We start from the raw sequence: 22,637 nt of genomic DNA, 5'->3' as shown, positions 1-22,637 counted from the left end.
TATTCCAAAGACGATAAAAATAAATCTGTTTGAGGTGAAATAATCAACAAACCAAGTAATATAAGATAAAAATCATCAAAAATAAAAACAAAAATACTATGTTAAGAGTACATATTACCAATGAAACAAACCGATTAAAGGCGGTTATACTCGGTACGGCTCAAAGTAATGGGCGTACCCCAACAATCGAAGAGGCGTATGACCCAAAATCGTTAGAGCATATCAAAGCAGGGACGTATCCTGTCGAAAAAGATATGGTTGCCGAAATGGAAGCCTTCAAAACTGTGCTGGAAAAGTACGGAGTTACGGTATATCGACCCGAAATTATCGAAAATTGTAACCAAATCTTTACACGTGATATTGGTTTTGTGATAGATGACATCTTCATTAAAGCAAATATATTACCGGATAGAGAAAATGAATATCAAGCTATCGAATATATTGTAAATAAAATCGAAAAATCGAAAGTAGTTATTCCTCCTGATGAGGTGCATATCGAAGGTGGGGACGTAATGCCTTGGAATGACCATATTTTCATCGGAACTTATAAAGGAAGTGATTATAAAAACTACATCACCGCCCGAACTAATATGCAAGGTGTACAATTTATCAAGGATTTATTCCCGAATAAAATCGTGAAAGAGTTTGATTTGGTGAAATCTAACTTGGAAGCGAGGGATAATGCCCTGCATTTGGACTGTTGTTTCCAACCTGTGGGTAAAAATAAAGGAATTATTTACAAAAGTGGCTTCCGTGAAGAGTCGGATTACGTATATTTGCTCGAACTTTTCGGAAAAGAGAATCTATTTCACATTACAAGAGACGAAATGTATCATATGTATAGCAATATTTTCTCAATTGCTCCCGATGTGGTAGTTTCCGAACGGAAATTTACACGTCTGAATAACTGGTTGCGAGATAATGGCTTCACAGTAGAAGAAATTCCCTATTATGAAATCTCAAAACAAGAGGGACTGCTCCGATGCTCTACCTTACCGCTTATTCGGGAGTAGAAAGCAAGCCATTTAAGCGAAGTAGGAGGAAAGAAAGAATAAAATTTTTCTGTCCAATTGAGCGAAGTGTTTGTCAAATTGAGTGGAGTACTTGTCAGATTGAACGAAGTGTTTGTCAGGCTGAGCGAAGTCGAAGCCTTAAATTCCTCTCTTTCAAAAAGGGGTAGGGGAATGTGGTTTTTGATATAACATCCTCCGTCCTTCGGACACCTCCTTCAAAGGAGGATTTTAGAACTCGACAATTTAATATAAGTTGTCTATATTCTATTAAGAGTAAAATATAAAAACAGAATAGGATTTCTTATTAAATTAAGCAAAGTACTTGTCAGGCTGAGCGAAGTCGAAGCCTTAATCTTCCTTTTGAAGAAAATAAAAATCATAGTAATAAAAAAATAAAAGAAATGACAAAAAACAATCAAAAACTATCCAATTTTTGGAAAGGAGTATATGCAGGGACAATCACAGGAGTCATAATAATGCTCATTTTCTTACTTAAATAATCAGAATTAGCTTTTAAGTTAAACTAAGTGTTTATCAAATATAGCAAAATGCTTGTCTAATTAAGAGAAGTGTTTGTCAGGCTGAGCGAAGTCGAAGCCCTAAATTCATCTTTAAAAATAATAAACTAATTACCATAAAGAAAAAATAAAAATCTATCATAAAAAATAAAAGAAATATCAAATGAAAAGACAGATAACTGATTCCATACTAATGATTCGTCCGGTTAGGTTTCGTATGAACGAAGAAACTGCTGTGAACAACTATTTTCAAGAGCAGTTGGACTTAAAAAATGAAGAAATCAATAAAAAAGCACAACAGGAGTTTGATGAATTTGCACAGAAGTTGAAAAACATAGGTGTGAATGTCATCATAATTGAGGATAAGTACGAACAAAATACACCCGACTCCGTATTTCCAAACAATTGGATTAGTTTCCATCAAACGGGGAACGTAGCCTTATATCCGATGTTCGCTGAAAATCGTAGGAGGGAACGTAGAGAAGACGTGTTGGACTTGCTCGAAGAGAAAGGGTACGTCATCGAAAATGTGTACGACTACACCGAAGCCGAGAATGACGATGTATTTTTAGAGGGAACAGGCTCAATGATTCTTGACCGCGTAAACCGAAAGGCATACTGTGCTTTATCGCCTCGTGCTGATGAAGAATTGTTTATCGAGTTTTGTGAAGATTTTGAGTACACGCCCGTAATTTTTAAAGCATATCAAAAAGTGGACGGCACTTCGAAACTCATTTACCATACCAACGTGATGATGTCGGTAGGTGAAACATTTGCCATCATTTGTTTAGATACTATTGAAGATAAAAAGGAACAAAAGAACGTAACCACGCATTTAAAGGAAGACGGTAAGGAAATTATTACTATTAGTGAAGCACAAATGCATCAGTTTGCAGGAAATATGTTACAAGTACAAGGCAAAGATGAAGCATATCTTGTGATGAGCGGTGCGGCGTATCGCAGTTTGACTTCGGAGCAAATCAAAAAAATAGAAAAGCATTGCAAAATATTACATTCGGATTTAGAAACTATCGAAACGTGCGGCGGAGGAAGTGCCCGCTGTATGATGGCAGAAGTGTTCTTGCCCAAAGAAGAATAAAACCACTAAAAACAAATAGCCAACTGCCAAAAACTGATTGCTGACAGTAAAAAAATTAATACGTATGAAGTCAAAAAATAAAAATAGTACAGCAAAAAAGAATCCAACTGTAACATCTGCAATGGCAACCACTAATGAAAATACAACGACTAACTTATTAGTGAACGTTTTACTCATTGCTTACGGATATATTACGGTACTTACGCCCAATTGGATGGCATTTGACTCGAATGCTCCGAAATTTTATATGTTTGCCATACTGAATTTGGTCGTAACCGGTTTATTATTCTTCGTAAAAGACTTTCGTAAGAAACAGAATGCTCTGTTTGGGTTCTTTACCAACAAAATCGGTATTGCATATAGCGTAATGCTTATCTGTGCTTTGCTTTCTTTTGTGAAAGTCATCAATGTAGAGGAAGGTATTCTGCATTTCTTTAAGGTGTTTACGGCATTTTCGGCTGCGTGGATGGTATCTGCTTTGGTGATTTACAATCCTAAGGCGGTAACTTCGCTTGCTGTGGCAATGACTTTGCTATTATTCTATGATGCTTTGAAAACTTTTGAAGGAATTGGAAAAATCATCAAAGGAATTGGAACAGATGGAGATATTAAATCGTCATATTCCAACAAAAACATTCTTTCATCGGCAATGTTTATTAAAATTCCGTTCGCTATCTGGCTATTTTATATCAGAAAAGGAGCGTTAAAGTACGTAGGTGCGGCGGGTATTTTGCTGGGTACGCTTTCTATCTTCTTTATGAGTACGCGTGCCTTCTATATTGCTACGTTTGTGATGCTTTTTGCATTGATTATCTACGGAATTGTGGATTATTTCTTCCTAAAAAGAAAAAAAGTATTACCAAATGTGGGATTACACGTGCTTTTTGTCGCAATTACTTTCGGTATTTTCTCATTTGTGCAAGGGAATATGTATCCTAAGCACCTGAGAGAAAGTACAAGTTTCACAGCTCGTCTCTCTACCATTGGTGATACGGAAAATATTAGCAATAACCTCCGAAAAACGGCTTGGACTACTACATTTTTTGAGATGATTCCTAATGACCCGCTATTAGGTGTGGGGATTGGCAACTGGAAAGTCCGATATTTGGAACACGAAAACTCATATAGCCCGCATTATATCTATATGTATAAAACACATAACGATTTCTTGGAGATAACTGCCGAAACGGGTATCATAGCCGGACTGGCTTTCATCAGTATCTTTCTGTTTATGGCATATTATTTCTGGAAATCGACCTATCGACGTAAAAATAAAGACGAAGAGGCTTGGTTATTATTGCCACTACTCGGTTTATTTGCCTATTCGTTCGATGCGTTTTTCAATTTTCCGCAAGACCGCCCCGAAATACAGTCTTTATTTGCGTTATTCGTCGGAATAGGAGTAGCATTGGCTGTTTTGTACTTCAAAGAAGAGAAAAAAATATCTGAACTACAAAAAATAAGTAGCGAAACAGATGAAAAAGTATCTGAAGTGCAAAAAATAAGTAGTAAAAAAGATAAAAAAATATCCGAAGTACGAAAAATAAATACCGAACTACATAAAAAAGGATTAGTAATATCCGGAATAGTAGGCATAATTGTTATTATAATATGCGGAATGAATGTTATAATACAGAAAATGTACTTTGAATCGTCAAAAATACAGCGTATGGTAAAGGAAGAACAGCAAAACATTCGCAAAACAAAATCTACATCAGCATTTTTAATTGAAAATTATCCCAAAGTTCCCAATTTAACAGCCGTAGCAGAGCCTGTAGATGTAGAAAAAGCCCGTTACTTAATCGATGAAAAGAAATTCAAAGAGGCACGAGCTATTTTGTCATCTATAACATACCATCCTTGGGACGGACGTCCTGAATATTTTATGGCAGTGTCCTATTTTATGGAAGAAAATAAAAATTATGATAGTATTTATAAGTATGCAAATAAGGCACGAGCAATTAAGCCTAACTTTTTCGGAAATATAAATCTGGAAACGTTTTCTCTAAATAATATGGGAAGAGAAAAAGAATCCATAGCACTTTGGAAAACTTTCTTAAACTTGAATAAAGATACTATCAACGAAGTACAACCTAAAAAGTGGAAACAAATTTTAAAGAACTCCTTCCACGTAGATGTGGACAGGGACGGAAAAAGAGCAAACCGCAATGAACCACAAGCGTGGAATGCTTTAGCGTATCTGCAGGAGAAAAACGGACTTATAAACGATGCTAAAATAACGCTGGACACCGCCTTTGTGTATCTGCCTAATGATAAAACCATTGCGGATAACAGAATGAAAATAACATCTCGCATCAATGTAGAGAAGTATGGCTCTGTATTTAATGAGGGAGCTCAATACTATCAACAGAAGAATTATAAAAAAGCAGCGGAGTATTTTACACAATTCCTGAACAATGTCCCTGCACATATCGAAGCTCTTCGTCTGAGAGGAATTTCGTACTATTACACGCAGGAACATCAAAAAGCTATTGCCGATTTTGCTCGTATGGAATCGTTAGGCTTCCAACCCGATGCAGTAATGCTCAATTTCAGAGCCTCGTGCCATTATATGTTGGGAGAGAAAGCTGTTGCAAAGCAGTACTTCGAGAAATCGGCTGGGCAGGGCAACGTCGATGCTCAGCGTAATTTACAAAATTTGACTTTCTGATGAAAAATCACCCGAAATAATTCATTATTTTTGCCTTTTCATTTATAACATAAAACGATGAATACAGAATTTATATATAAGAAGCAGCTACTTTCCGAGAAGGAGATGAACATTACTCTGAATCGTTTGGCTTGCCAACTGATTGAAAACCATAAAGATTTCACTGAAACGGTTATCATCGGTATTCAGCCTCGCGGAACGTTTTTAGCTCAGCGTTTGGTGGCTTTACTTCAAGATAAGTACCGTATTGCGAATATTTCGCTCGGATTGTTGGATATTACTTTCTTCCGTGATGATTTCCGAAGGGGAAGTAAACCGTTGGAAGCCAATACTACCAAAATTGATTTCATTGTTGAAAACAAACGGGTGGTTTTTATTGATGATGTGCTCCACACCGGAAGAAGTATTCGTGCGGCACTCACTGCAATACAGTCATTTGGGCGTCCTGCCGAGATAGAACTTCTGGTGCTTATCGATAGGCGTTTTAGCAGGCACTTACCCATTCAACCCGATTATAAAGGACAACAGGTAGATGCCTTTAATCAAGAAAAAGTAATCGTACATTGGAAAGAAAAGGACGGAGAAGACGCCGTATATATCCGAGAACATAAATTGTAAAATAACCGCATTAAAGCAATATAATAATGAGCGAACTTAGTGTAAACCACCTATTAGGAATTAAATACCTGACAGAAAAAGATATACAACTCATCTTTGAAACCGCCGACCACTTCAAAGAAGTCATCAACCGCCCGATAAAAAAAGTGCCTTCGTTGCGTGATATTACCATCGCCAATCTGTTCTTTGAGAACAGTACCCGAACCAAATTATCCTTTGAACTGGCTGAAAAACGGCTTTCTGCGGATATTATAAATTTTTCGGCATCGCAATCGTCTGTGGCTAAGGGCGAAACCCTTATCGATACGGTGAATAATATTTTGGCTATGAAAGTGGATATGGTGGTAATGCGGCACCCCAATCCGGGGGCAGGAGTGTTTTTGTCCAAACACGTAAAGGCTTCTATCATAAATGCGGGCGACGGAGCTCACGAGCATCCCACACAAGCCTTGTTGGATTCGTATTCCATTCGGGAAAAATTGGGCGATGTGGCAGGCAAAAAAGTGGTGATTGTGGGTGATATATTGCATTCGCGAGTGGCTTTATCCAATATTTTTGCTTTGCAATTGCAGGGTGCACAAGTAAAGGTTTGCGGGCCAAAAACTCTTATTCCCAAATACATACACGAATTAGGAGTTGGCGTAGAAACCGATTTGCGTAAAGCCTTGGAATGGTGTGATGTAGCCAATATGCTTCGGATACAAAACGAACGCTTGGATATCAGCTATTTCCCTTCCACACGTGAGTATGTTCAACAGTACGGGCTGACCAAAGAAATTCTAAACTCATTACCAAAAGAAATTGTTGTAATGCACCCCGGTCCCATAAATCGAGGTGTTGAAATTACCAGCGAAGTGGCTGATTGTGAGCAATCGGTAATTCTTCAACAGGTAGAAAATGGTGTAGCAATCCGAATGGCAGTAATTTATTTGCTCGCTTCAAAAATAAACCAGTAATAACGATATGTAATTATGAGTAAAGACATAAAAATTTTAAAAATATCAAAATCAGAAATTCTGGAATTTGTTGCCAATTTCAAAAACGATGAAAATTTAAAATCGTTTCATTTGATATTGGATTTATTATCGATTAAAGATTTGGAAAACAAAGATTTAAAACCTTTTGTTGAGATTTCAAAGTTTCATAATAAAACGAATAAAAAGTCGATTGTTATTGTAAATGATGAAATTACGTACGGAGATATTCCCAATGAAGTAAACGTAACCCCTACATTACAAGAAGCTTACGATATTATTGAAATGGAAGAAATTCAACGAGATTTGGGGGTGTGATGGAACTGACTATCTTAGGTTGTCATAGTGCCACGCCTCGGGCAAATGCTCGTCCGTCTTCGCAAGTTTTGGAAATGCGAGGGCATCTGTTTTTGATTGATTGTGGGGAAGGTTCACAGATGGCTTTGCGTAACGCCAACGTTAAATTTTCACGTATCAAACACATTTTTATATCACATCTGCACGGCGACCATTTTTTCGGTCTTCCGGGGCTGATTTCTACTTTTCAGCTTTTGGGCAGAGAAACCGATTTGCATATTTACGCACCCAAAGGAACCAAAGAAGCTATTTTGCTATTGCTGAAATTGGGCGGGGCGTGGTCGTCTTTTTACATACATTTTCACGAATTAGAGTCGGGTGTTTCGCAAATATTATTGGACGATGAAAAGGTGCAAGTACGAACCATTCCTTTGAAACATCGTGTTTACACGAACGGATTTTTATTTCAAGAAAAACAAATCGAACGCCGTTTGAATGTAGATGCTATTCAAAATTATGGAGTACAAATCTGTGATTATCAAAATATAAAAAACGGAAAAGATATTGAATTGGAAAATGGCGAAATTATCCCGAATGAAATTTTGAGTTTCGACCCGATTCGTCCGCAAAGTTATGCCTATTGCAGTGATACGCTGTATTTTGAGTCGCTTGCTAAGGAAATTCAAGGTACAAGAGTGGTTTATCACGAATCTACATTTTTAAAGCAACATAATGATTTGGCAGTCAAAACGATGCATTCTACAGCTTTTCAAGCGGGATTAACCGCCAAAAATGCCGATGCGGAAACGCTTATTTTGGGGCATTATTCGTCAAGATATTCCGATAAAAAATTATTTTTAAATGAAGCACAAGAAGTTTTCCCAAATACATTTTTGAGCGAAGACGGAAAGAAATTTGTTTTTCATAATTAATGAATACTAACAATGCAAGAAGATTTAAGCAAATACCGAAAAAGTTACGAGAAACAGGAATTATTGGAAGCAAACGTTCCTGATAATCCGATACAATTATTTCAGACTTGGTTTTATGAAGTGGAGGAAAACGGCGGAGTTGAGGAAACTAACGCAATGTCTGTTTCTACCATTGGGTTGGACGGCTTTCCAAAAACCAGAGTTGTTCTCTTAAAAAAATATACTTACGAAGGATTTATTTTCTATACAAATTATTTGAGTGAGAAAGGCAGAGCAATTGCTCAGAACCCGAATGTTTGTCTGTCATTTTTTTGGGCAAGTATGGAACGACAAGTGATTATCAAAGGAGTAGCAGAGAAATTGGCAGAAAATCTTTCGGACGGCTATTTTGAGTCTCGCCCGTTGGGAAGCAAGCTCGGGGCGTTGGTCTCTCCGCAAAGTGAGGTAATTGAGTCGAGGGAATTTTTAGAAAATGAATTACAAAAATTAGAGGGAATATACACAGATGAAGTGCCTCGACCGGAACACTGGGGCGGATTTTTGGTGTGCCCACAATCTATTGAATTTTGGCAAGGACGTCCTAATCGCCTACACGACCGACTTCGTTATACCCTCACAAAAGATTACGATTGGAAGTTAGAACGTTTGGCTCCTTAACATAATTCTTTCTGAATTTTTATGTGCAAGAAAACAATAAAAGTATCCTGAAAATTTGGTAGAACAAAAAAAAATATTACCTTTGCACCCGCAAACCTTTAAGGGTAAGTTATGGCGAGGTAGCTCAGGTGGTTAGAGCGTTGGATTCATAACCCAAAGGTCACGGGTTCAAATCCCGTCTTCGCTACGAAAAGTAAAATTGAAAGAAAAGAGGTTAAATAATTAACCTCTTTTCTTTTTTTTGTTTTTATTTATATATTTGCAAGGTTTACTTAATAAAATTTTAATATAAACTCAATGAAAAAGAGAAGAAAAATGTCTGCCCAACGGAAAAAGAAAAGTTCCTTGAGGAATGTTTTTCTACTGTTTTTTTTGTTATTACTTGGAGCATCGGTAGGAGGAGTTTTTTATGTTAGGCATCATTATCCTGCACATTATCAGAAAATTATAAATAAGATATCTTCAAAAAAGAAAAATACAATATACGAAAAGCAACGAATTGAACAAATAATAAATAGGCATAAGGATAAAATTTTTGGCATTGACTTGTCTCACTATCAGGAGAAAGAGGATATAGTTTGGGATAGTCTTCATTTGAATAAAGGAGCAATTCAGTTGGAGTTTGCGATATTTCGAGCCACAATGGGCAACAATACAGCTGATAAAAATTTTCCTTATTTTTGGAAAAAAGCAAAAAAGTACAAATTGATACGTGGTGCTTATCATTATTATCGTCCCGATGAAGACCCTATTCTGCAAGCAAATTCTTACATTAAGGTTGTAAATCTTGAAAAGGGGGATTTTCTTCCGATTTTGGATGTGGAAAAACTTCCAAAGCATAAAACAAAGCAGCAATATTTAGAGGATATTCAAATATGGTTGGATATTGTTGAAAAAAAATACGGAGTAAAACCAATTATATACACGTATATCAGCTTTTATGAGGATTATTTATACGGAAAATTTAAAAAATACCCTCTTTGGATAGCAAATTATAATAATGTTCCTGTTCCAACATCTCTTTATTCTTGGAAAATCTGGCAATTTACTGAGAATGGAATTACTCCAGGTTCGAAAGTAAAGATAGACTTAAATATATACAATGGAAATCGGGAAAAAATAAAAGAAATCCTAATCTTTTAATATCAAAATGAATAAAAAAGAACTTCGAAATCATTATATGCAATTGCGGACTGAAATCTCTCAAGAAGAACTTGATGAAAAAAGCCTGCAAATAGCTAATCAATTGCTTAAAATGCCCATTTGGGATTTCGGAACGTATCATATTTTTCTTCCAATACAGAAAATGCACGAGGTAAATACGGAATATATCTTGAATATTCTTTATGGAAAAGATAAAAATATCGTTTTGCCAAAAATGAATAAAGAAGAGAAATCATTAAATCATTTTTTACTGACAGAACAAACTATTTTGAAGAAAAATAGTTGGGGCATAGTGGAGCCACAAAACGGATTTAAGGTTTCTCCTTCCGAAATAGACGTGATTTTCATTCCTTTGCTTGCTTACGACAAAAAAGGCAACAGAATAGGGTATGGTGGAGGATATTATGACCGATTTCTTTGCGAGTGTCGTTCAAATTCTCTCAAGATAGGATTATCTTTTTTTTCTCCGGAAGAGAAAATTGAAGATGTGTTTGAATCCGATATTCCGTTGAACTATTGTGTTACTCCGCTTGAAATTTTTAAGTTTTGATTCAAGAAAAAGTAAATTAAATTATTTTTTAGGAAACGCTTTTTTGTGGAAGATAATCAGTAAGCCTACGGCAACTGATATAGCCGAGTCTGCCACATTGAAAACCGGTTCAAAAAATCGGAATCTTTCACCTCCCCAAAAAGGAAACCAATTAGGTAATTGAGTGTCTATCAATGGGAAATAAAACATATCAACAACCTTTCCGTGAAGTAATGTCCCGTAAGGATTGTCCGAAAAGAGAGTTGCTACATTTCCGTAACTATGGTCAAAAATAACTCCGTAGAAAACAGAGTCAATAATATTACCCAAAGCTCCGGCTAAGATTAAAGCGATTGAAGCAATTAAAATATTAGGTTGTTTCTTTTTAATTGAATCAAAAAGCCAATATCCAATCCCAAAAACAGCAACAATTCTGAAAAGTGTCAGAAAAAGTTTTCCGTACTGTCCGGGGATTTTTGTTCCCCACGCAGCTCCTTCATTTTCAATGAATAGTATCTGAAACCAACTGAAAACTTCTATCTTTTCATTTAATACGAAGTTCGTTTTGATATAGATTTTACTCCATTGGTCAATAATCAGAATTACTAAAATGATAAGGAATGCGTGTTTTAATTTCATAATGTTTTAAGCTTTTTGTGTGGGTTACAAAAATATGCCTTTTGTATGAAAACCCAAAATCTTTTGTGTAAAGGATTTATTCGGAAAGTTAATTTAAAATAAGAATCCCTTAATAATCATTGATTATCAAGGGATTTTGTTGTACCTGAGGAGGGAATCGAACCCTCACTCCGAAGAACACGAGTTTGAGTCGTGCGCGTCTACCAATTCCGCCACTCAGGCATCTCCTTCATTATTTCGGGTGCAAAGATACATAAGTTTTTTTTATATGCAAAAAAAAGTAGAGAAAAATACAAAAAATTATTTTTTAATTCATAAATTTGCACCCGCAAAGCGAAGATAAATCAATCATACACCTTAATATATTATGGCATATATAGTACCAGAATCAAAAATTTTTGCTTGTACACAAAGTGTTGAGTTGGCAAAGAAAATTGCGAAGAAGTACGGAACTCATTTGGGGGAGGTCAAAATTTCGCGTTTTAGTGATGGAGAGTTTCAGCCTTCTTTTGAGGAGTCTGTGCGTGGGGCAAGGGTTTTTATTATTGGTTCAACTAATCCTAGTTGTGAAAACTTAATGGAAATGTTGTTGATGTTGGATGCTGCTAAAAGAGCTTCAGCACGTCATATCACAGCAGTGATGCCTTATTTTGGTTGGGCTCGTCAGGACAGAAAAGACAAACCAAGAGTGCCGATTGCTGCAAAGTTAGTAGCAAATCTTTTGGAGTCGGCTGGAGCTACACGGATTATCACAATGGATTTGCACGCTGACCAAATTCAAGGTTTTTTTGAACGTCCGGTTGATCACTTGTATGCCTCAACCATTTTCTTGCCTTATCTTCAAAGTTTAGGTCTTGAGAAATTGTGTATGGCTTCGCCAGATATGGGAGGCTCAAAGAGGGCATACGCGTATTCTAAATATTTGAATAGTGAGGTTGTAGTTTGCTACAAGCAACGAAAACAGGCTAACGTGATTGAAACTATGGAGTTGATAGGCGAAGTGGAAGGCAGAAATGTAGTTTTGGTAGATGATATGGTGGATACAGCAGGTACTTTGGTAAAAGCTGCTGAGTTAATGAAAGAAAGAGGAGCATTGAGTGTCCGAGCGGTAACAACTCACGCAATCCTAAGTGGAGGTGCTTACGAACGTATCGAAAGTTCACATTTGGAAGAGCTTATCGTTACGGATTCTATCCCGTTGAAAAGAGAATCTGAAAAAATAAAAGTGCTTAGTTGTGCAGATTTGTTTGCGGAAGTGATGCACAGGGTACACGAAAATACATCAATAAGTTCAAAATTTATAATGTAAAAAATCTTTATAAAGGTTTTATGAATTTAGAATTTTGAAATTTTTATAATAGAATTTAGAAAAGTAAATAATTAAATAATTTTTATATGCAATCAATTACAATCAAAGGATCTCAAAGAGAAAGCGTGGGCAAAGCAGCAAGCAAAGCCTTACGTAATGCTGGACAGGTACCTTGCGTGTTATACGGAGGAGACAGTGTTCTGCATTTTTCAGCACCAGAAGCAGCTTTCAAAAGCATTGTTTACACTCCAAACGTGTACACTGCTGCGATTGAATTAGGAGGAAAGTCATATACAGCTATTTTGCAAGACATTCAGTTTGACCCAGTTTCTGACAAAATCATTCACGTTGATTTCTATCAATTGCACGATGATAAAGAAATCACAATTGAAGTGCCAATCAAAATCACTGGAACTTCTCCGGGAGTTATGGCTGGTGGAATCTTGCGTATTGTTAATCGCAAGCTGAAAGTAAAAGCTCTTCCTGCAAAATTACCTGATTTTGTTACAGTTGATATTTCAGGAATGGAAATGGGTAACAAATTATATGTTACAAAATTACCACAAGAAAATTATAAAATTATGCATCCGGACAACACCGTTGTTTGTCAAGTGAGAATCTCACGTGCTGCAATGAAAGCTGCACAAGAGGCTGCAAAAGCAGAAAAAGGAGCAAAAAAGAAAAAATAACATTTCTTCATTTTAATAATTTTAGCCGTTTCTTTTTAGGAAACGGCTTTTTTGTTTTATACGTAGATAAGTTTTTTCTTTTTGTTAATTAATTCTTACCTTTACCCCCTTAAAATAAGAAAAATGAGAATTTTTGAACGATTTATATTACCAATTATTGTGCTGGTATTAATGCTGATGATTTTTGGGGCTTGTGAATCAGATGATTTATGTGATCGTCCTGTAAATACACCACGTTTAGTTGTTCGTTTTCACGATGCTAATGATGTTTCAAGTGTAAAACCTGTAAATAATATGATTGTTTACGGAAAGGACAGTAATTTGATTTTAACAAATGCTACAACAGATTCTATCGTTCTACCTTTGAAAATAGAGGCCTTAAGTACAACTTTCGTTATGGTTAGCGATGCTGTTTACGATACGGCATCAAGTACCATTACTTCAGGAAATGTAGCAACGGTAACTTTTACTTATGGTATTGAAGAAGAATTTGTTAGCAAGGCTTGCGGGTTCAGAATAGTTTATAATACACTTAAAACTTCGGTGGAAAATTCAAATGACTCTTGGATAAAATCAGTTAATGTTAAAAATACAAACGTAAAAAATGAATCAAGTGCTCAAATACATCTTTATCATTAATTTGTTGTTTATTCAATCTGTTTTATCTCAGGAGGTTACAGAAGAAAATAAGATAGAAAAGCCTACTTACAAACAACGTTATGGATTGAGGGTGGGGATGGATATTAGTAAGCCCATTCGGTCTTTTCTTGATAAGGATTATTCTGGAATTGAATTTGTGGGAGATTATCGTATTAACTATAAATATTATATTGGGGCAGAGCTTGGAATGGAGCAAAAAAGCACCCAAGAAGATTATTTTTCATATAAAACAAAAGGTCAGTTTATTCGTTTTGGGGTGGATTATAATACTTATGGGAATTGGTACGGAATGGAGAATATGATTTACTTAGGAGGAAGATATGGTTTTTCACTTTTTTCTCAAGAGCTTAATTCTTACACAATTCATAAGGATAATCAATATTGGACAGAAAATGTTGTTGGAAAAAATCCTGACTGGCTTAGGGTTTACGATGGGCGAACTGCACATTGGTTAGAGCTTGTTTTAGGGATGAAGGTTGAGCTTTTGAAAAATTTCTTTGCAGGGGCGAGTGTTCGCTTAGGATTTTTGGTTGTGAATACACAAGGTGATTTTCCAAATTATTGGATTCCAGGATTTAATCGTGTTAGAGAAGGAAGCAGATTTGGGGCTACGTATAATTATAGTTTGTCCTATTTAATTCCTTTGTACAGAAAGGAAAAGAAAAAAGAAGAAGTTGAAGATAGGTAAAACTTATTCTTCAAGTTTTCAGAGAGGTATTCTAAATTTCTTTCCGAAAAACATCAAAAAATTGATTTAATTTTAATACATTTGCCGTTTCAAAAAACATATATATGATTAAGATTACACTACCAGACGGTTCAGTCAAAGAGTTTGCACAAGGAACAACACCTTATGAGGTTGCTTTGAGCATCAGTGAAGGGTTGGCAAGAAATGTATTATCAGCAAGTTACGATGGTAAAACGATTGAAACGACGACTCCTTTGACTACTGACGGAAGTTTAGTTTTATATACGTGGAATGATATTGAAGGGAAGAAAGTTTTTTGGCATTCGTCGGCTCATATTTTGGCTCAGGCTTTGGAGGAAACATATCCCGGTATTAAATTGACAATAGGTCCAGCCATTGATAACGGCTTCTATTATGATGTTGATTTTGGGAAGTATAGTTTTTCGGAAAAAGATATTCCGGAAATTGAGAAAAAAATGCTTGAAATCGCCAAAGGGAAGCATACTTTTTCAATGCGTTCCGTAAGCAAAAAAGACGCATTGGAACTTTATAAAGAAAATCCATATAAAACGGAATTGATTGAAAATCTGGAAGATGGTTCAATTACATTTTGTGATCATTCTACTTTTAGCGACCTTTGTCGCGGCGGACATATTCCTAATACAGGTTTTGTAAAAGCCGTGAAAATCCTCAGCATTGCAGGGGCGTATTGGCGAGGAGATGAAAAAAACAAACAGCTCACTCGCGTTTACGGAATTTCTTTTCCAAAACAGAAAGATTTGACCGAATATTTAGCACTTTTGGAGGAAGCTAAGAAGCGTGACCACAGAAAGTTAGGTAAAGAATTGGAGTTGTTCACTTTCTCAAATAAAGTAGGACAGGGCTTGCCACTTTGGCTACCGAAAGGAGCTGCACTTCGTGAGCGTTTGGAGCAATTCTTACGAAAAGCACAAAAACAAGCTGGTTATGAGCAAGTTGTGTCTCCACATATTGGGCATAAAGATTTGTACGTAACTTCAGGGCATTGGGAAAAGTACGGGAAAGATAGTTTTCAGCCTATTGCTACTCCTAATGAAGGTGAGGAGTATTTGTTGAAGCCGATGAACTGTCCTCATCACTGTGAAATTTATAATTCAAAACCTTGGAGTTATCGTGATTTGCCAAAACGTTTTGCTGAGTTTGGTACGGTGTATCGTTACGAGCAAAGTGGTGAGTTACACGGGCTTACGCGTGTTCGTTGCTTCACTCAGGACGATGCTCATATTTTCTGTACTCCTGAGCAATTGGATGAAGAATTTAAAAATGTAATTGATTTGGTACTTTATGTATTCGGATCACTTGGTTTTGAGAATTTTACAGCACAAGTTTCATTGCGAGACCCTGAAAATCCGACAAAATACATCGGTTCGGATGAAAATTGGCAAAAAGCCGAACAGGCAATTATCAACGCCGCCAAAGAAAAAGGCTTGAATTATGTGATAGAAACCGGAGAGGCAGCCTTTTACGGACCAAAATTGGACTTTATGGTAAAAGATGCCTTGGGCAGAAGTTGGCAACTTGGAACCATTCAGGTGGATTATAACTTGCCTGAACGCTTCGATTTGTGGTATAAAGGGTCTGATAATGAATTGCATAGGCCTGTGATGATTCATCGGGCTCCCTTCGGAAGTATGGAGCGTTTCGTAGCAATTTTGTTGGAACATACAGCTGGGAACTTCCCGCTTTGGTTAATGCCTGAACAAGCTATTATTTTGTCATTGAGCGAAAAGTATGAAAATTATGCTAAAAAAGTTTTGAATTTGCTAGAAAATTCCGACATTCGCACACTGATTGACAATCGTAACGAAACTATAGGTAAGAAAATTCGTGAGGCAGAAACGCAGAAAATTCCGTTTATGCTGATTGTCGGTGAAAACGAAGAAAAAGACGGAACGATTTCCGTTAGAAAACACGGAGGTGAAAGTTTAGGAACGCTTTCTGTGGAAGAGTTTGTAAAAATCGTTCAAAAAGAAATTGATAGCAGCGTAAAAAAGTTTAAAGGTCAATAAAATTTTAAGTCGTGTTGTAAAAAGTATGATGATAGTTTCGATTGTCAGGCTGAGCGAAGTCGAAGCCTCATTATTACAAGGCTTCGACTTCGCTCAGCCTGACAGAAATATCCTCTTTTTTAAGGCATCATACTTTTTACATCATCTTTAAATTTTAAGTTTTTGAGTTGAAGAAATTCAATGTTTTTTTGGTTCGAAAATTAGGTCAAAAAATATTGGTATTTGTTCTTTTTCAAAGATTTAAACTCCAAAAAAGTTAGTAATTAAAAATTAAAATAGTCATCAGCAAGAAAATTAACACTCCGGGCAGAGAAGACAAACAACCTCACCGAATCAATAGAGATATTCGTGTGCCAGAGGTGCGTTTGGTCGGGGATAACGTCGAGATGGGCGTGTATCCTACTCGTAAAGCATTAGAAATTGCAGAAGAATTAGAGTTGGATTTGGTAGAAATTTCGCCAAATGCGACCCCTCCTGTTTGTAAGGTAATTGATTACAAAAAATTCCTTTACGAACAAAAGAAACGTGAAAAGGAAATCAAGGCGAAGGCTACTAAGGTGGTTATCAAGGAGATTCGTTTCGGACCTCAAACCGACGAACACGATTATGAATTCAAGAAAAAACACGGAGAGAAATTCTTGAAGGAAGGTTCAAAATTGAAAGCCTATGTGTTTTTTAAGGGAAGGTCTATCATCTATAAAGATCAAGGAGAAATTTTGTTGTTACGTTTAGCGACTGATTTAGAGGAATTTGGTAAAGTAGAGCAAATGCCTAAGTTGGAAGGAAAAAGAATGACAATGTTTATAGCACCCTTGTCTAAAAAGAAATAATTCGTATATTTGCAGCCGTTTTTGCAGATAGTAACAAACGAAAAAGCGAAATAATATCTAAAAAATCAGAAGCAAAATGCCAAAAATTAAAACTAAGTCGGGAGCGAAAAAGCGTTTTCAGGTTACGGGCTCCGGTAAAATTAAAAGAAAACACGCTTACAAAAGTCATATTTTGACTAAAAAATCAACAAAACGTAAGCTAAAATTAACACACACTACATTGGTTCACGCCAATGATGAAGCAAGCATCAAAAGACAATTAGGGTTGAAATAATCCTGAGAAACGTGATGCAGGGGTATTTCAAAGTAGAGATATTTTTAGCCCCAAAGGGAATTTAATAACCGTGGAGTGGGTAAAGAAGTGTCAAAAAAATAATAACAAGACCACCTACTACAAAAATTTAAAAATTTATGCCAAGATCAGTAAACTCAGTAGCTCGCAGAGCTCGTAGAAAAAAAATAATGAAGCAAGCCAAAGGTTTCTTTGGTCGCAGAAAAAACGTTTGGACGGTAGCCAAGAATGCTGTTGAAAAAGCAATGCAGTATGCTTACAGAGACCGCCGTAACAAAAAGAGAACATTCCGTGCACTTTGGATTGTGCGTATCAACGCCGGAGCAAGACTTCACGGATTGTCTTACTCTCAGTTTATGGGCAAACTCAAAGCAAACAATATTGAACTCAACCGTAAAGTTTTGGCTGATTTAGCAATGAATCACCCAGAGGCTTTCAAAGCTATTGTTGAAAAAGTAAAATAAACGTTTAATTTAAGATATTATTTCGCTTGAGAAAAGTCTGACAAAATTTTGTCGGGCTTTTTTATTTTTGGAAGAATGAATATATTTCTATACCTTTGTCAATCCGATTTTCGTAAGAGAAACTCAATAAAGTGGTAAGAAAGAAAAAATATAAAGAGGAATGCAGTTCTTATATTGGTGATGAGGACGAAGTTATAGTGCCTTTCAGTGATGAGGTTATTGAAGTGGGTACCGAAGCACAACTGGTTGATTTATCCGATATTGAGGCGGTTAGATACGTACTTTCCCGATTGGAGAAGACAGAACCGCTCTTTTTTGATTTTACAAATTTTGGTGAAGGAGGCGTTTTTTACCAAAGTATCACGCTTGCTTATTATATTAAGGTGCTTACTGAAGTAGGGAACTTTGACAAAGCTTTTGCCTTAGCAGAAGTTATTCTTCAAAATTTGGATTCAACTCCTTGGAGTCCCATTCCGATGGCTCACAACCATATCGGAAATATTTTCTTTAAGAAAAAAGAATATGCCTCTGCCATCATGCATTATGATAATGGACTAAAACCTTTTTTGGAACAAAACTGGGAAGCCGATTCAGAAGCGATGAACTTGTATCTGTATAAGGCGTTGTCTTTAATATATTTAGGGAGAGAAAAGGAAGCTGTTGAACATTTTCAATCAGCTGAAAAATACGATACGTCTCATATCAATCCGATGGAGGATTTTTCCAACAGTCTTTGGATTTATTTCTTTCTGAAAAAATATCACGAGAACAAAAACGACAATGCAGCTACTAAAAAATATCAACAATTATTTGTTACAAAATTAAAAAGTAAGACTTTTGCACGTGTGAAGTGGGAGCTGACTCACTTTCAAATTCCTGAAAAATACATAGATGAAGTTTTAGACAATATAGAAAAATAAATTTTTTGAAATTCCGAAGGGCACATATACATTTTTTTGCTTTCTGCCTGCTTGTAAGTATGCTGAAAGTAGCTTTCCCGATTGGTGAGTTCTTTCACGAACATCATTATCATCATTCGGCGGAGGAAGAATGTACACACGCCACAGGAAAGCAATGTGAGCATAAAGCACATTTATCAGATACGCACGAGCATCCACACGATTGTATTTTCTTCCAACTTCACTCGTTTTTTACGCAACCTTACTTCGCTTATAAAATTTATGGAAGCGAAGCCAAGATAACATTCTTCAACGTATATCAACCTGTACATCGGGTTGAGATTTATACCCCTTCGCGTGCACCACCTGCGGAACACTTCACTACATTAGGCTTTGCGGCAATATAACCTTGCCAATGAAGCTAATAATACATTTTATGATTAAAAACACAATGAAATCGTAAAAAACAAGATGATTTCACCTTTGCTTAGGGTGGATTTTTAAAATTTCTGTCTCGGGAGAGGTGTGTCCAAGATGGATTTTTCAATTTCTGAGGTAGGAAATTGTATTCCGAAGCTCGGGCAACGAATGCCGGAGATAGGAAATTCGATTCCTTATGTAGAAAATTCAATTTCCGATATAGAAAATAATATTTCTAAGCTTGGGCAACGAATGCCGGAGATAAAAAATTCAATTTCTGAAATGAAAAATTTAATTTCGGATGTAGGAAATAGTATTTCTAAGTTCGGGTAAAGGATAATTCGTCTGTTTTTAAACGTTTCATTGCTAAAAACAATTCATTTCTTTCTATGAAAAACATTTTCTATCTGCTGATTTTCTGCGGAGCACTTTCCTATGGGCAAGAATCACTTCGGCTGAAAATTGAAGATGAAAGCAAACAACCGCTCGCAGGTGCCGTAATTCATTTCTTAGGTAAGCATTATATTTCGGATGTTCAGGGAAATGTTGCGATAGCTAACTTAAAATCCGGTACATATCCGTTAAAGGTTAGCTATTTGGGATTTCAGGATTTTCAATCACGAATCAAAGTTCCCGCAAGTGCGTTACCTTATGTGATAACTATGACCGAAAGTGTGAATGAACTCTCGGAAATTGTGGTAGCTTCCCGACAAGAAACTACACATCGGAATACGGTGATGCAAGTTGTAGATAAAGATGACTTACAACGAAAATCAGGAGAATCATTAGCCCAATTGCTGGCGACAGTTAGGGGAGTTTCGATGATACAAACCGGGGCTACTATCGCAAAACCGGTCATTCACGGGCTACATAGCAATCGCATTCTGATACTTAATAATGAAGTTCGGCAAGAAGGACAACAATGGGGAGCAGACCACGCACCTGAAATCGACCCTTCCGTAGCACATCGCATTGCTGTGGTGAAAGGTGCGGAAGCTGTCCGATATGGTTCCGATGCTCTCGGAGGCGTGGTGCTACTTTCTCCGGAGAAACTTCCGTATGGAGATGCTTTACACGGAGAAGTATCGCCTTCGTTTGCATCTAACGGACGAAAGATGACAACTTCCTTGAAGCTCGAAACAGCTGTGCCAAACCTTCCGCAATGGGCGTGGCGAGTGCAGGCAAGTGGGAAACGTTCCGGAGATGTACAGACTGCCGATTATCATTTGAATAATACCGCTCAGCAAGAACGGAACTTTTCTGTCGCAACCGGAGTGGAAAAAGAACGATGGGGCGTAGAGGCTTTTTATAGCAGATATTATAACGAAACAGGTATTTTTTACGGTTCGCATATCGGGAACTTGGACGATTTACTTGCCCGATTTGAAATCGGACGTCCGCTAACGATATATCCTTTTTCCTATCAGATTGAGGCACCTAAGCAAGAGGTTACGCATCATCTGTTAAAGGTTAAGGGATTTGCCCGATTTCCTTCCGCAGGTAAATTAACGGTTCAGTATGCTTATCAGGACGATATCCGTAAAGAATTTAACGTTCGCCGATTAGACCGAACTCGTATTCCGGCTTTGCATATGAATCTTTCAACACATTCATTAGATGTTTCTTGGGAGAATCATTACAGGCAATGGAAATCACAACTCGGGGCAAGTTCTTTACATCAGGTGAATTATAATACACCGGGTACGGGAGTTGTTCCGGTGATTCCGAATTTTGCTTCTTTCGGTTACGGAGCTTTCGCCATTCAGAAGTATGATGGCGGAGATTGGGAGGCAGAAGGCGGGATTCGGTATGATTATAAAACTCTCAATGCCGATGGTTACGATTCCTTTTCGCAACGTTACGGAGGCAATCATACGTTTCACAACCTCACGTATTCACTTGGCGGAAGTTATCGGATAAGTGAGAAATGGTCTGTTACATCTAACTTGGGAGTTGCGTGGCGTTCCCCACACGTGAGCGAACTTTACAGTAACGGGTTGCATCACGGAGCAGGGACGTATGATATTGGAGATAAGAATCTGCAATCTGAAACGGGGGTTAAGTGGATTAACTCGGTAAAGTATCAAGCTGAAAAATGGTCTTTTATGGCTGACTTTTTTGCTCAGCTAATTAAGAATTACATTTTTGATGCTCCTACGGGGGAAACGAAAACTCTTTTTTCAGGGGTGTATCCTATTTTTCGGTATGCCCAAGCTGATGCCTTTTTCAGGGGAGCTGATATGCAGTTAAGTTATGCTTTTTTGCCCAATTGGCGATATGGTTTGCAGGCTTCGGTAGTATATGCTAACGAGTTGAAAACGAGAAAATACTTTCCGTTTATTCCTTCGGAGCGTATTTCAAATGAAATTTCGTTTGAATTGCCTCAAATGGGAAGTTGGCGAGGTATTTATTTCTCGGCGAAACATCGTTTTGTGGCAAAGCAAACTCGTTTTAATCCTGAGCAAGAATTGGTAAATGATACGCCTGATGCCTATCACTTGTTTGATGTTAGTTTGGGAGGAAAATTACCTTTCGGGAAGCAGCAGATAGCAGTGCATATTTCGGCGGAAAATGTTTTTAATAAATTGTATAAAGAGTACACGAATCGTTTTCGTTACTATGCACACGATTTAGGTAGGAACATTCAGTTGCGAGTAGTATATTCTTTTTAGGAAGAAGGGATTTTTAATGAGCAATGAATAATTATCAATGAACAATGTGGAATGAATGATAAATAATGTGGAATGGAAACGCACAATGTAGGGGCGAATTGCATTCGCCCAAATCACATAATATTCAATGTGGAATAACCGTCGTGCAATGTAGGGGCGACTTGCATTCGCCCAAATCACAAAATATTCAATGTGGAATAAACGTCGTGCAATGTAGAGGTGAATTGCGTTCACCCAAACAAAAATCCGTTCAACATAAAAAATACATTTTTTTATCAGGGATAAACAATTTTCTATCAGGGATGAGTAGTTTCCCTTTAGGGATGAACGATTTTCCATTAGGGATGAGTGATTTCCCTTTAGGGATGAGTAGTTTCCCTTTAGGGATGAGCAATTTCCCGTCAGGGATGAGTAGTTTCCCTTTAGGGATGAACAATTTCACAGATAGATTTGATTGTTTACCACATAGAAAAAAGAGGTTTTTATATGGATAAGATGTTTTTCTGTCTGTAAAATAGTGTTTTTAAGCTGAAAAACAGTAAAAATGATTTAATA

Annotated in this window: 26 protein-coding genes and 2 tRNA genes; 24 read left to right on the top strand and 4 right to left on the bottom strand. The window is 36.9% G+C overall.

From position 1 onward, the window contains the following. Positions 1–98 precede the first annotated feature (98 nt). The 11 genes from GN105_RS02270 (at position 99) to GN105_RS02220 (ending at position 10,493) form a co-directional block, all read left to right on the top strand. Complete coding sequence (locus GN105_RS02270; protein ID WP_155283824.1) at positions 99–1,013, top strand: dimethylarginine dimethylaminohydrolase family protein; 915 nt, start codon at positions 99–101, stop codon at positions 1,011–1,013. 681 nt (positions 1,014–1,694) lie between these two features. Then, entirely contained in the window at positions 1,695–2,630 is a 936-nt protein-coding gene (gene ctlX / locus GN105_RS02265; protein WP_155283823.1) for a citrulline utilization hydrolase CtlX, read from the top strand. Positions 2,631–2,694: 64 nt separating this feature from the next. Next, entirely contained in the window at positions 2,695–5,301 is a 2,607-nt protein-coding gene (locus GN105_RS02260; RefSeq protein WP_155283822.1) for an O-antigen ligase family protein, read from the top strand. Positions 5,302–5,358: 57 nt separating this feature from the next. Then, positions 5,359–5,919, top strand: coding sequence for a bifunctional pyr operon transcriptional regulator/uracil phosphoribosyltransferase PyrR (pyrR, locus tag GN105_RS02255; protein WP_155283821.1), 561 nt, complete (start codon positions 5,359–5,361; stop codon positions 5,917–5,919). A 26-nt stretch (positions 5,920–5,945) separates the two neighbouring features. Further along, positions 5,946–6,875: an aspartate carbamoyltransferase catalytic subunit gene (locus tag GN105_RS02250; RefSeq protein ID WP_155283820.1), complete on the top strand. Its 930-nt coding sequence runs from the start codon at positions 5,946–5,948 to the stop codon at positions 6,873–6,875. A gap of 15 nt (positions 6,876–6,890) precedes the next feature. Further along, a complete protein-coding gene (locus GN105_RS02245; RefSeq protein ID WP_155283819.1) occupies positions 6,891–7,211 on the top strand; it encodes a ribonuclease Z in 321 nt (106 codons plus the stop codon). Continuing rightward, positions 7,211–8,122: a ribonuclease Z gene (locus tag GN105_RS02240; protein WP_155283818.1), complete on the top strand. Its 912-nt coding sequence runs from the start codon at positions 7,211–7,213 to the stop codon at positions 8,120–8,122. Before GN105_RS02245 ends, GN105_RS02240 begins: the two co-directional genes overlap by 1 nt. 12 nt (positions 8,123–8,134) lie before the next feature. Further along, positions 8,135–8,779, top strand: a complete 645-nt coding sequence (gene pdxH / locus GN105_RS02235; protein ID WP_155283817.1) for a pyridoxamine 5'-phosphate oxidase — start codon at positions 8,135–8,137, stop codon at positions 8,777–8,779. A gap of 113 nt (positions 8,780–8,892) precedes the next feature. Continuing rightward, positions 8,893–8,966: transfer RNA gene (locus GN105_RS02230), tRNA-Met, on the top strand. A gap of 110 nt (positions 8,967–9,076) precedes the next feature. Beyond that, entirely contained in the window at positions 9,077–9,922 is an 846-nt protein-coding gene (locus GN105_RS02225) for a GH25 family lysozyme (protein WP_155283816.1), read from the top strand. 7 nt (positions 9,923–9,929) lie between these two features. Beyond that, positions 9,930–10,493 carry a 5-formyltetrahydrofolate cyclo-ligase gene (locus tag GN105_RS02220; protein WP_155283815.1) on the top strand — a complete coding sequence of 188 codons (564 nt, stop codon included), beginning with the start codon at positions 9,930–9,932 and terminating at the stop codon, positions 10,491–10,493. Positions 10,494–10,514: 21 nt separating this feature from the next. Here GN105_RS02220 and GN105_RS02215 read toward each other — a convergent pair whose 3' ends face one another. After that, positions 10,515–11,111, bottom strand: coding sequence for a lipoprotein signal peptidase (locus tag GN105_RS02215; protein WP_155283814.1), 597 nt, complete (start codon positions 11,109–11,111; stop codon positions 10,515–10,517). A 142-nt stretch (positions 11,112–11,253) separates the two neighbouring features. Continuing rightward, positions 11,254–11,333: transfer RNA gene (locus GN105_RS02210), tRNA-Leu, on the bottom strand. Positions 11,334–11,478: 145 nt separating this feature from the next. Between GN105_RS02210 and GN105_RS02205 the strand changes: the two genes are divergently transcribed. The 13 genes from GN105_RS02205 to GN105_RS02150 all read left to right on the top strand — a co-directional run bounded on the left by GN105_RS02205 (position 11,479) and on the right by GN105_RS02150 (position 22,082). Further along, entirely contained in the window at positions 11,479–12,420 is a 942-nt protein-coding gene (locus tag GN105_RS02205) for a ribose-phosphate pyrophosphokinase (RefSeq protein ID WP_155283813.1), read from the top strand. Between the two features lie 86 nt (positions 12,421–12,506). Continuing rightward, entirely contained in the window at positions 12,507–13,109 is a 603-nt protein-coding gene (locus GN105_RS02200) for a 50S ribosomal protein L25/general stress protein Ctc (protein ID WP_155283812.1), read from the top strand. A 123-nt stretch (positions 13,110–13,232) separates the two neighbouring features. Then, positions 13,233–13,748: a DUF6452 family protein gene (locus tag GN105_RS02195; protein ID WP_155283811.1), complete on the top strand. Its 516-nt coding sequence runs from the start codon at positions 13,233–13,235 to the stop codon at positions 13,746–13,748. Then, positions 13,714–14,457 carry a DUF6048 family protein gene (locus tag GN105_RS02190; protein ID WP_155283810.1) on the top strand — a complete coding sequence of 248 codons (744 nt, stop codon included), beginning with the start codon at positions 13,714–13,716 and terminating at the stop codon, positions 14,455–14,457. The genes GN105_RS02195 and GN105_RS02190 overlap by 35 nt, the downstream gene beginning before the upstream one ends. 104 nt (positions 14,458–14,561) lie before the next feature. After that, entirely contained in the window at positions 14,562–16,505 is a 1,944-nt protein-coding gene (thrS, locus tag GN105_RS02185; protein WP_155283809.1) for a threonine--tRNA ligase, read from the top strand. A 25-nt stretch (positions 16,506–16,530) separates the two neighbouring features. Continuing rightward, a complete protein-coding gene (locus GN105_RS13060) occupies positions 16,531–16,656 on the top strand; it encodes a hypothetical protein (RefSeq protein ID WP_262884841.1) in 126 nt (41 codons plus the stop codon). Positions 16,657–16,837: 181 nt separating this feature from the next. Then, positions 16,838–17,335, top strand: a complete 498-nt coding sequence (gene infC / locus GN105_RS02180) for a translation initiation factor IF-3 (RefSeq protein WP_155283808.1) — start codon at positions 16,838–16,840, stop codon at positions 17,333–17,335. Positions 17,336–17,411: 76 nt separating this feature from the next. Beyond that, a complete protein-coding gene (rpmI, locus tag GN105_RS02175) occupies positions 17,412–17,609 on the top strand; it encodes a 50S ribosomal protein L35 (RefSeq protein ID WP_018279187.1) in 198 nt (65 codons plus the stop codon). Between the two features lie 137 nt (positions 17,610–17,746). Next, positions 17,747–18,091: a 50S ribosomal protein L20 gene (rplT, locus tag GN105_RS02170; protein ID WP_155283807.1), complete on the top strand. Its 345-nt coding sequence runs from the start codon at positions 17,747–17,749 to the stop codon at positions 18,089–18,091. 131 nt (positions 18,092–18,222) lie between these two features. Next, positions 18,223–19,011, top strand: coding sequence for a tetratricopeptide repeat protein (locus tag GN105_RS02165; protein WP_155283806.1), 789 nt, complete (start codon positions 18,223–18,225; stop codon positions 19,009–19,011). A 59-nt stretch (positions 19,012–19,070) separates the two neighbouring features. After that, positions 19,071–19,397: a hypothetical protein gene (locus GN105_RS02160; RefSeq protein WP_155283805.1), complete on the top strand. Its 327-nt coding sequence runs from the start codon at positions 19,071–19,073 to the stop codon at positions 19,395–19,397. Positions 19,398–19,524: 127 nt separating this feature from the next. Beyond that, positions 19,525–19,743 carry a hypothetical protein gene (locus tag GN105_RS02155; RefSeq protein WP_155283804.1) on the top strand — a complete coding sequence of 73 codons (219 nt, stop codon included), beginning with the start codon at positions 19,525–19,527 and terminating at the stop codon, positions 19,741–19,743. 56 nt (positions 19,744–19,799) lie between these two features. Beyond that, complete coding sequence (locus GN105_RS02150; RefSeq protein WP_155283803.1) at positions 19,800–22,082, top strand: TonB-dependent receptor; 2,283 nt, start codon at positions 19,800–19,802, stop codon at positions 22,080–22,082. Here GN105_RS02150 and GN105_RS02145 read toward each other — a convergent pair. Further along, positions 22,041–22,316 (bottom strand): hypothetical protein, encoded by a 276-nt coding sequence (locus GN105_RS02145; RefSeq protein ID WP_155283802.1) that lies wholly within the window; start codon positions 22,314–22,316, stop codon positions 22,041–22,043. The two genes, GN105_RS02150 and GN105_RS02145, sit on opposite strands and share 42 nt — an antisense overlap. Before the next feature lie 16 nt (positions 22,317–22,332). Then, a complete protein-coding gene (locus tag GN105_RS02140) occupies positions 22,333–22,524 on the bottom strand; it encodes a hypothetical protein (protein ID WP_155283801.1) in 192 nt (63 codons plus the stop codon). Positions 22,525–22,637: the final 113 nt, after the last annotated feature.

It is taken from the genome of Capnocytophaga felis, from assembly GCF_009684755.1.
GTDB lineage: Bacteria > Bacteroidota > Bacteroidia > Flavobacteriales > Flavobacteriaceae > Capnocytophaga > Capnocytophaga felis.
The sequence above is the reverse complement of the archived record's forward strand: the minus strand, read 5'-3'. Positions and strand labels throughout refer to the sequence as shown.

What these genes read in the sequence shown, in the direction of transcription:
- GN105_RS02270 (WP_155283824.1), top strand. Translation starts at nt 99, where the DNA reads ATGTTAAGAGTACATATTACCAATGAAACAAACCGATTAAAGGCGGTT.
- ctlX (WP_155283823.1), top strand. Translation starts at nt 1,695, where the DNA reads ATGAAAAGACAGATAACTGATTCCATACTAATGATTCGTCCGGTTAGG.
- GN105_RS02260 (WP_155283822.1), top strand. Translation starts at nt 2,695, where the DNA reads ATGAAGTCAAAAAATAAAAATAGTACAGCAAAAAAGAATCCAACTGTA.
- pyrR (WP_155283821.1), top strand. Translation starts at nt 5,359, where the DNA reads ATGAATACAGAATTTATATATAAGAAGCAGCTACTTTCCGAGAAGGAG.
- GN105_RS02250 (WP_155283820.1), top strand. Translation starts at nt 5,946, where the DNA reads ATGAGCGAACTTAGTGTAAACCACCTATTAGGAATTAAATACCTGACA.
- GN105_RS02245 (WP_155283819.1), top strand. Translation starts at nt 6,891, where the DNA reads ATGAGTAAAGACATAAAAATTTTAAAAATATCAAAATCAGAAATTCTG.
- GN105_RS02240 (WP_155283818.1), top strand. Translation starts at nt 7,211, where the DNA reads ATGGAACTGACTATCTTAGGTTGTCATAGTGCCACGCCTCGGGCAAAT.
- pdxH (WP_155283817.1), top strand. Translation starts at nt 8,135, where the DNA reads ATGCAAGAAGATTTAAGCAAATACCGAAAAAGTTACGAGAAACAGGAA.
- GN105_RS02225 (WP_155283816.1), top strand. Translation starts at nt 9,077, where the DNA reads ATGAAAAAGAGAAGAAAAATGTCTGCCCAACGGAAAAAGAAAAGTTCC.
- GN105_RS02220 (WP_155283815.1), top strand. Translation starts at nt 9,930, where the DNA reads ATGAATAAAAAAGAACTTCGAAATCATTATATGCAATTGCGGACTGAA.
- GN105_RS02215 (WP_155283814.1), bottom strand. Translation starts at nt 11,111, where the DNA reads ATGAAATTAAAACACGCATTCCTTATCATTTTAGTAATTCTGATTATT.
- GN105_RS02205 (WP_155283813.1), top strand. Translation starts at nt 11,479, where the DNA reads ATGGCATATATAGTACCAGAATCAAAAATTTTTGCTTGTACACAAAGT.
- GN105_RS02200 (WP_155283812.1), top strand. Translation starts at nt 12,507, where the DNA reads ATGCAATCAATTACAATCAAAGGATCTCAAAGAGAAAGCGTGGGCAAA.
- GN105_RS02195 (WP_155283811.1), top strand. Translation starts at nt 13,233, where the DNA reads ATGAGAATTTTTGAACGATTTATATTACCAATTATTGTGCTGGTATTA.
- GN105_RS02190 (WP_155283810.1), top strand. Translation starts at nt 13,714, where the DNA reads ATGAATCAAGTGCTCAAATACATCTTTATCATTAATTTGTTGTTTATT.
- thrS (WP_155283809.1), top strand. Translation starts at nt 14,562, where the DNA reads ATGATTAAGATTACACTACCAGACGGTTCAGTCAAAGAGTTTGCACAA.
- GN105_RS13060 (WP_262884841.1), top strand. Translation starts at nt 16,531, where the DNA reads ATGATGATAGTTTCGATTGTCAGGCTGAGCGAAGTCGAAGCCTCATTA.
- rpmI (WP_018279187.1), top strand. Translation starts at nt 17,412, where the DNA reads ATGCCAAAAATTAAAACTAAGTCGGGAGCGAAAAAGCGTTTTCAGGTT.
- rplT (WP_155283807.1), top strand. Translation starts at nt 17,747, where the DNA reads ATGCCAAGATCAGTAAACTCAGTAGCTCGCAGAGCTCGTAGAAAAAAA.
- GN105_RS02160 (WP_155283805.1), top strand. Translation starts at nt 19,071, where the DNA reads ATGCTGAAAGTAGCTTTCCCGATTGGTGAGTTCTTTCACGAACATCAT.
- GN105_RS02155 (WP_155283804.1), top strand. Translation starts at nt 19,525, where the DNA reads ATGGATTTTTCAATTTCTGAGGTAGGAAATTGTATTCCGAAGCTCGGG.
- GN105_RS02150 (WP_155283803.1), top strand. Translation starts at nt 19,800, where the DNA reads ATGAAAAACATTTTCTATCTGCTGATTTTCTGCGGAGCACTTTCCTAT.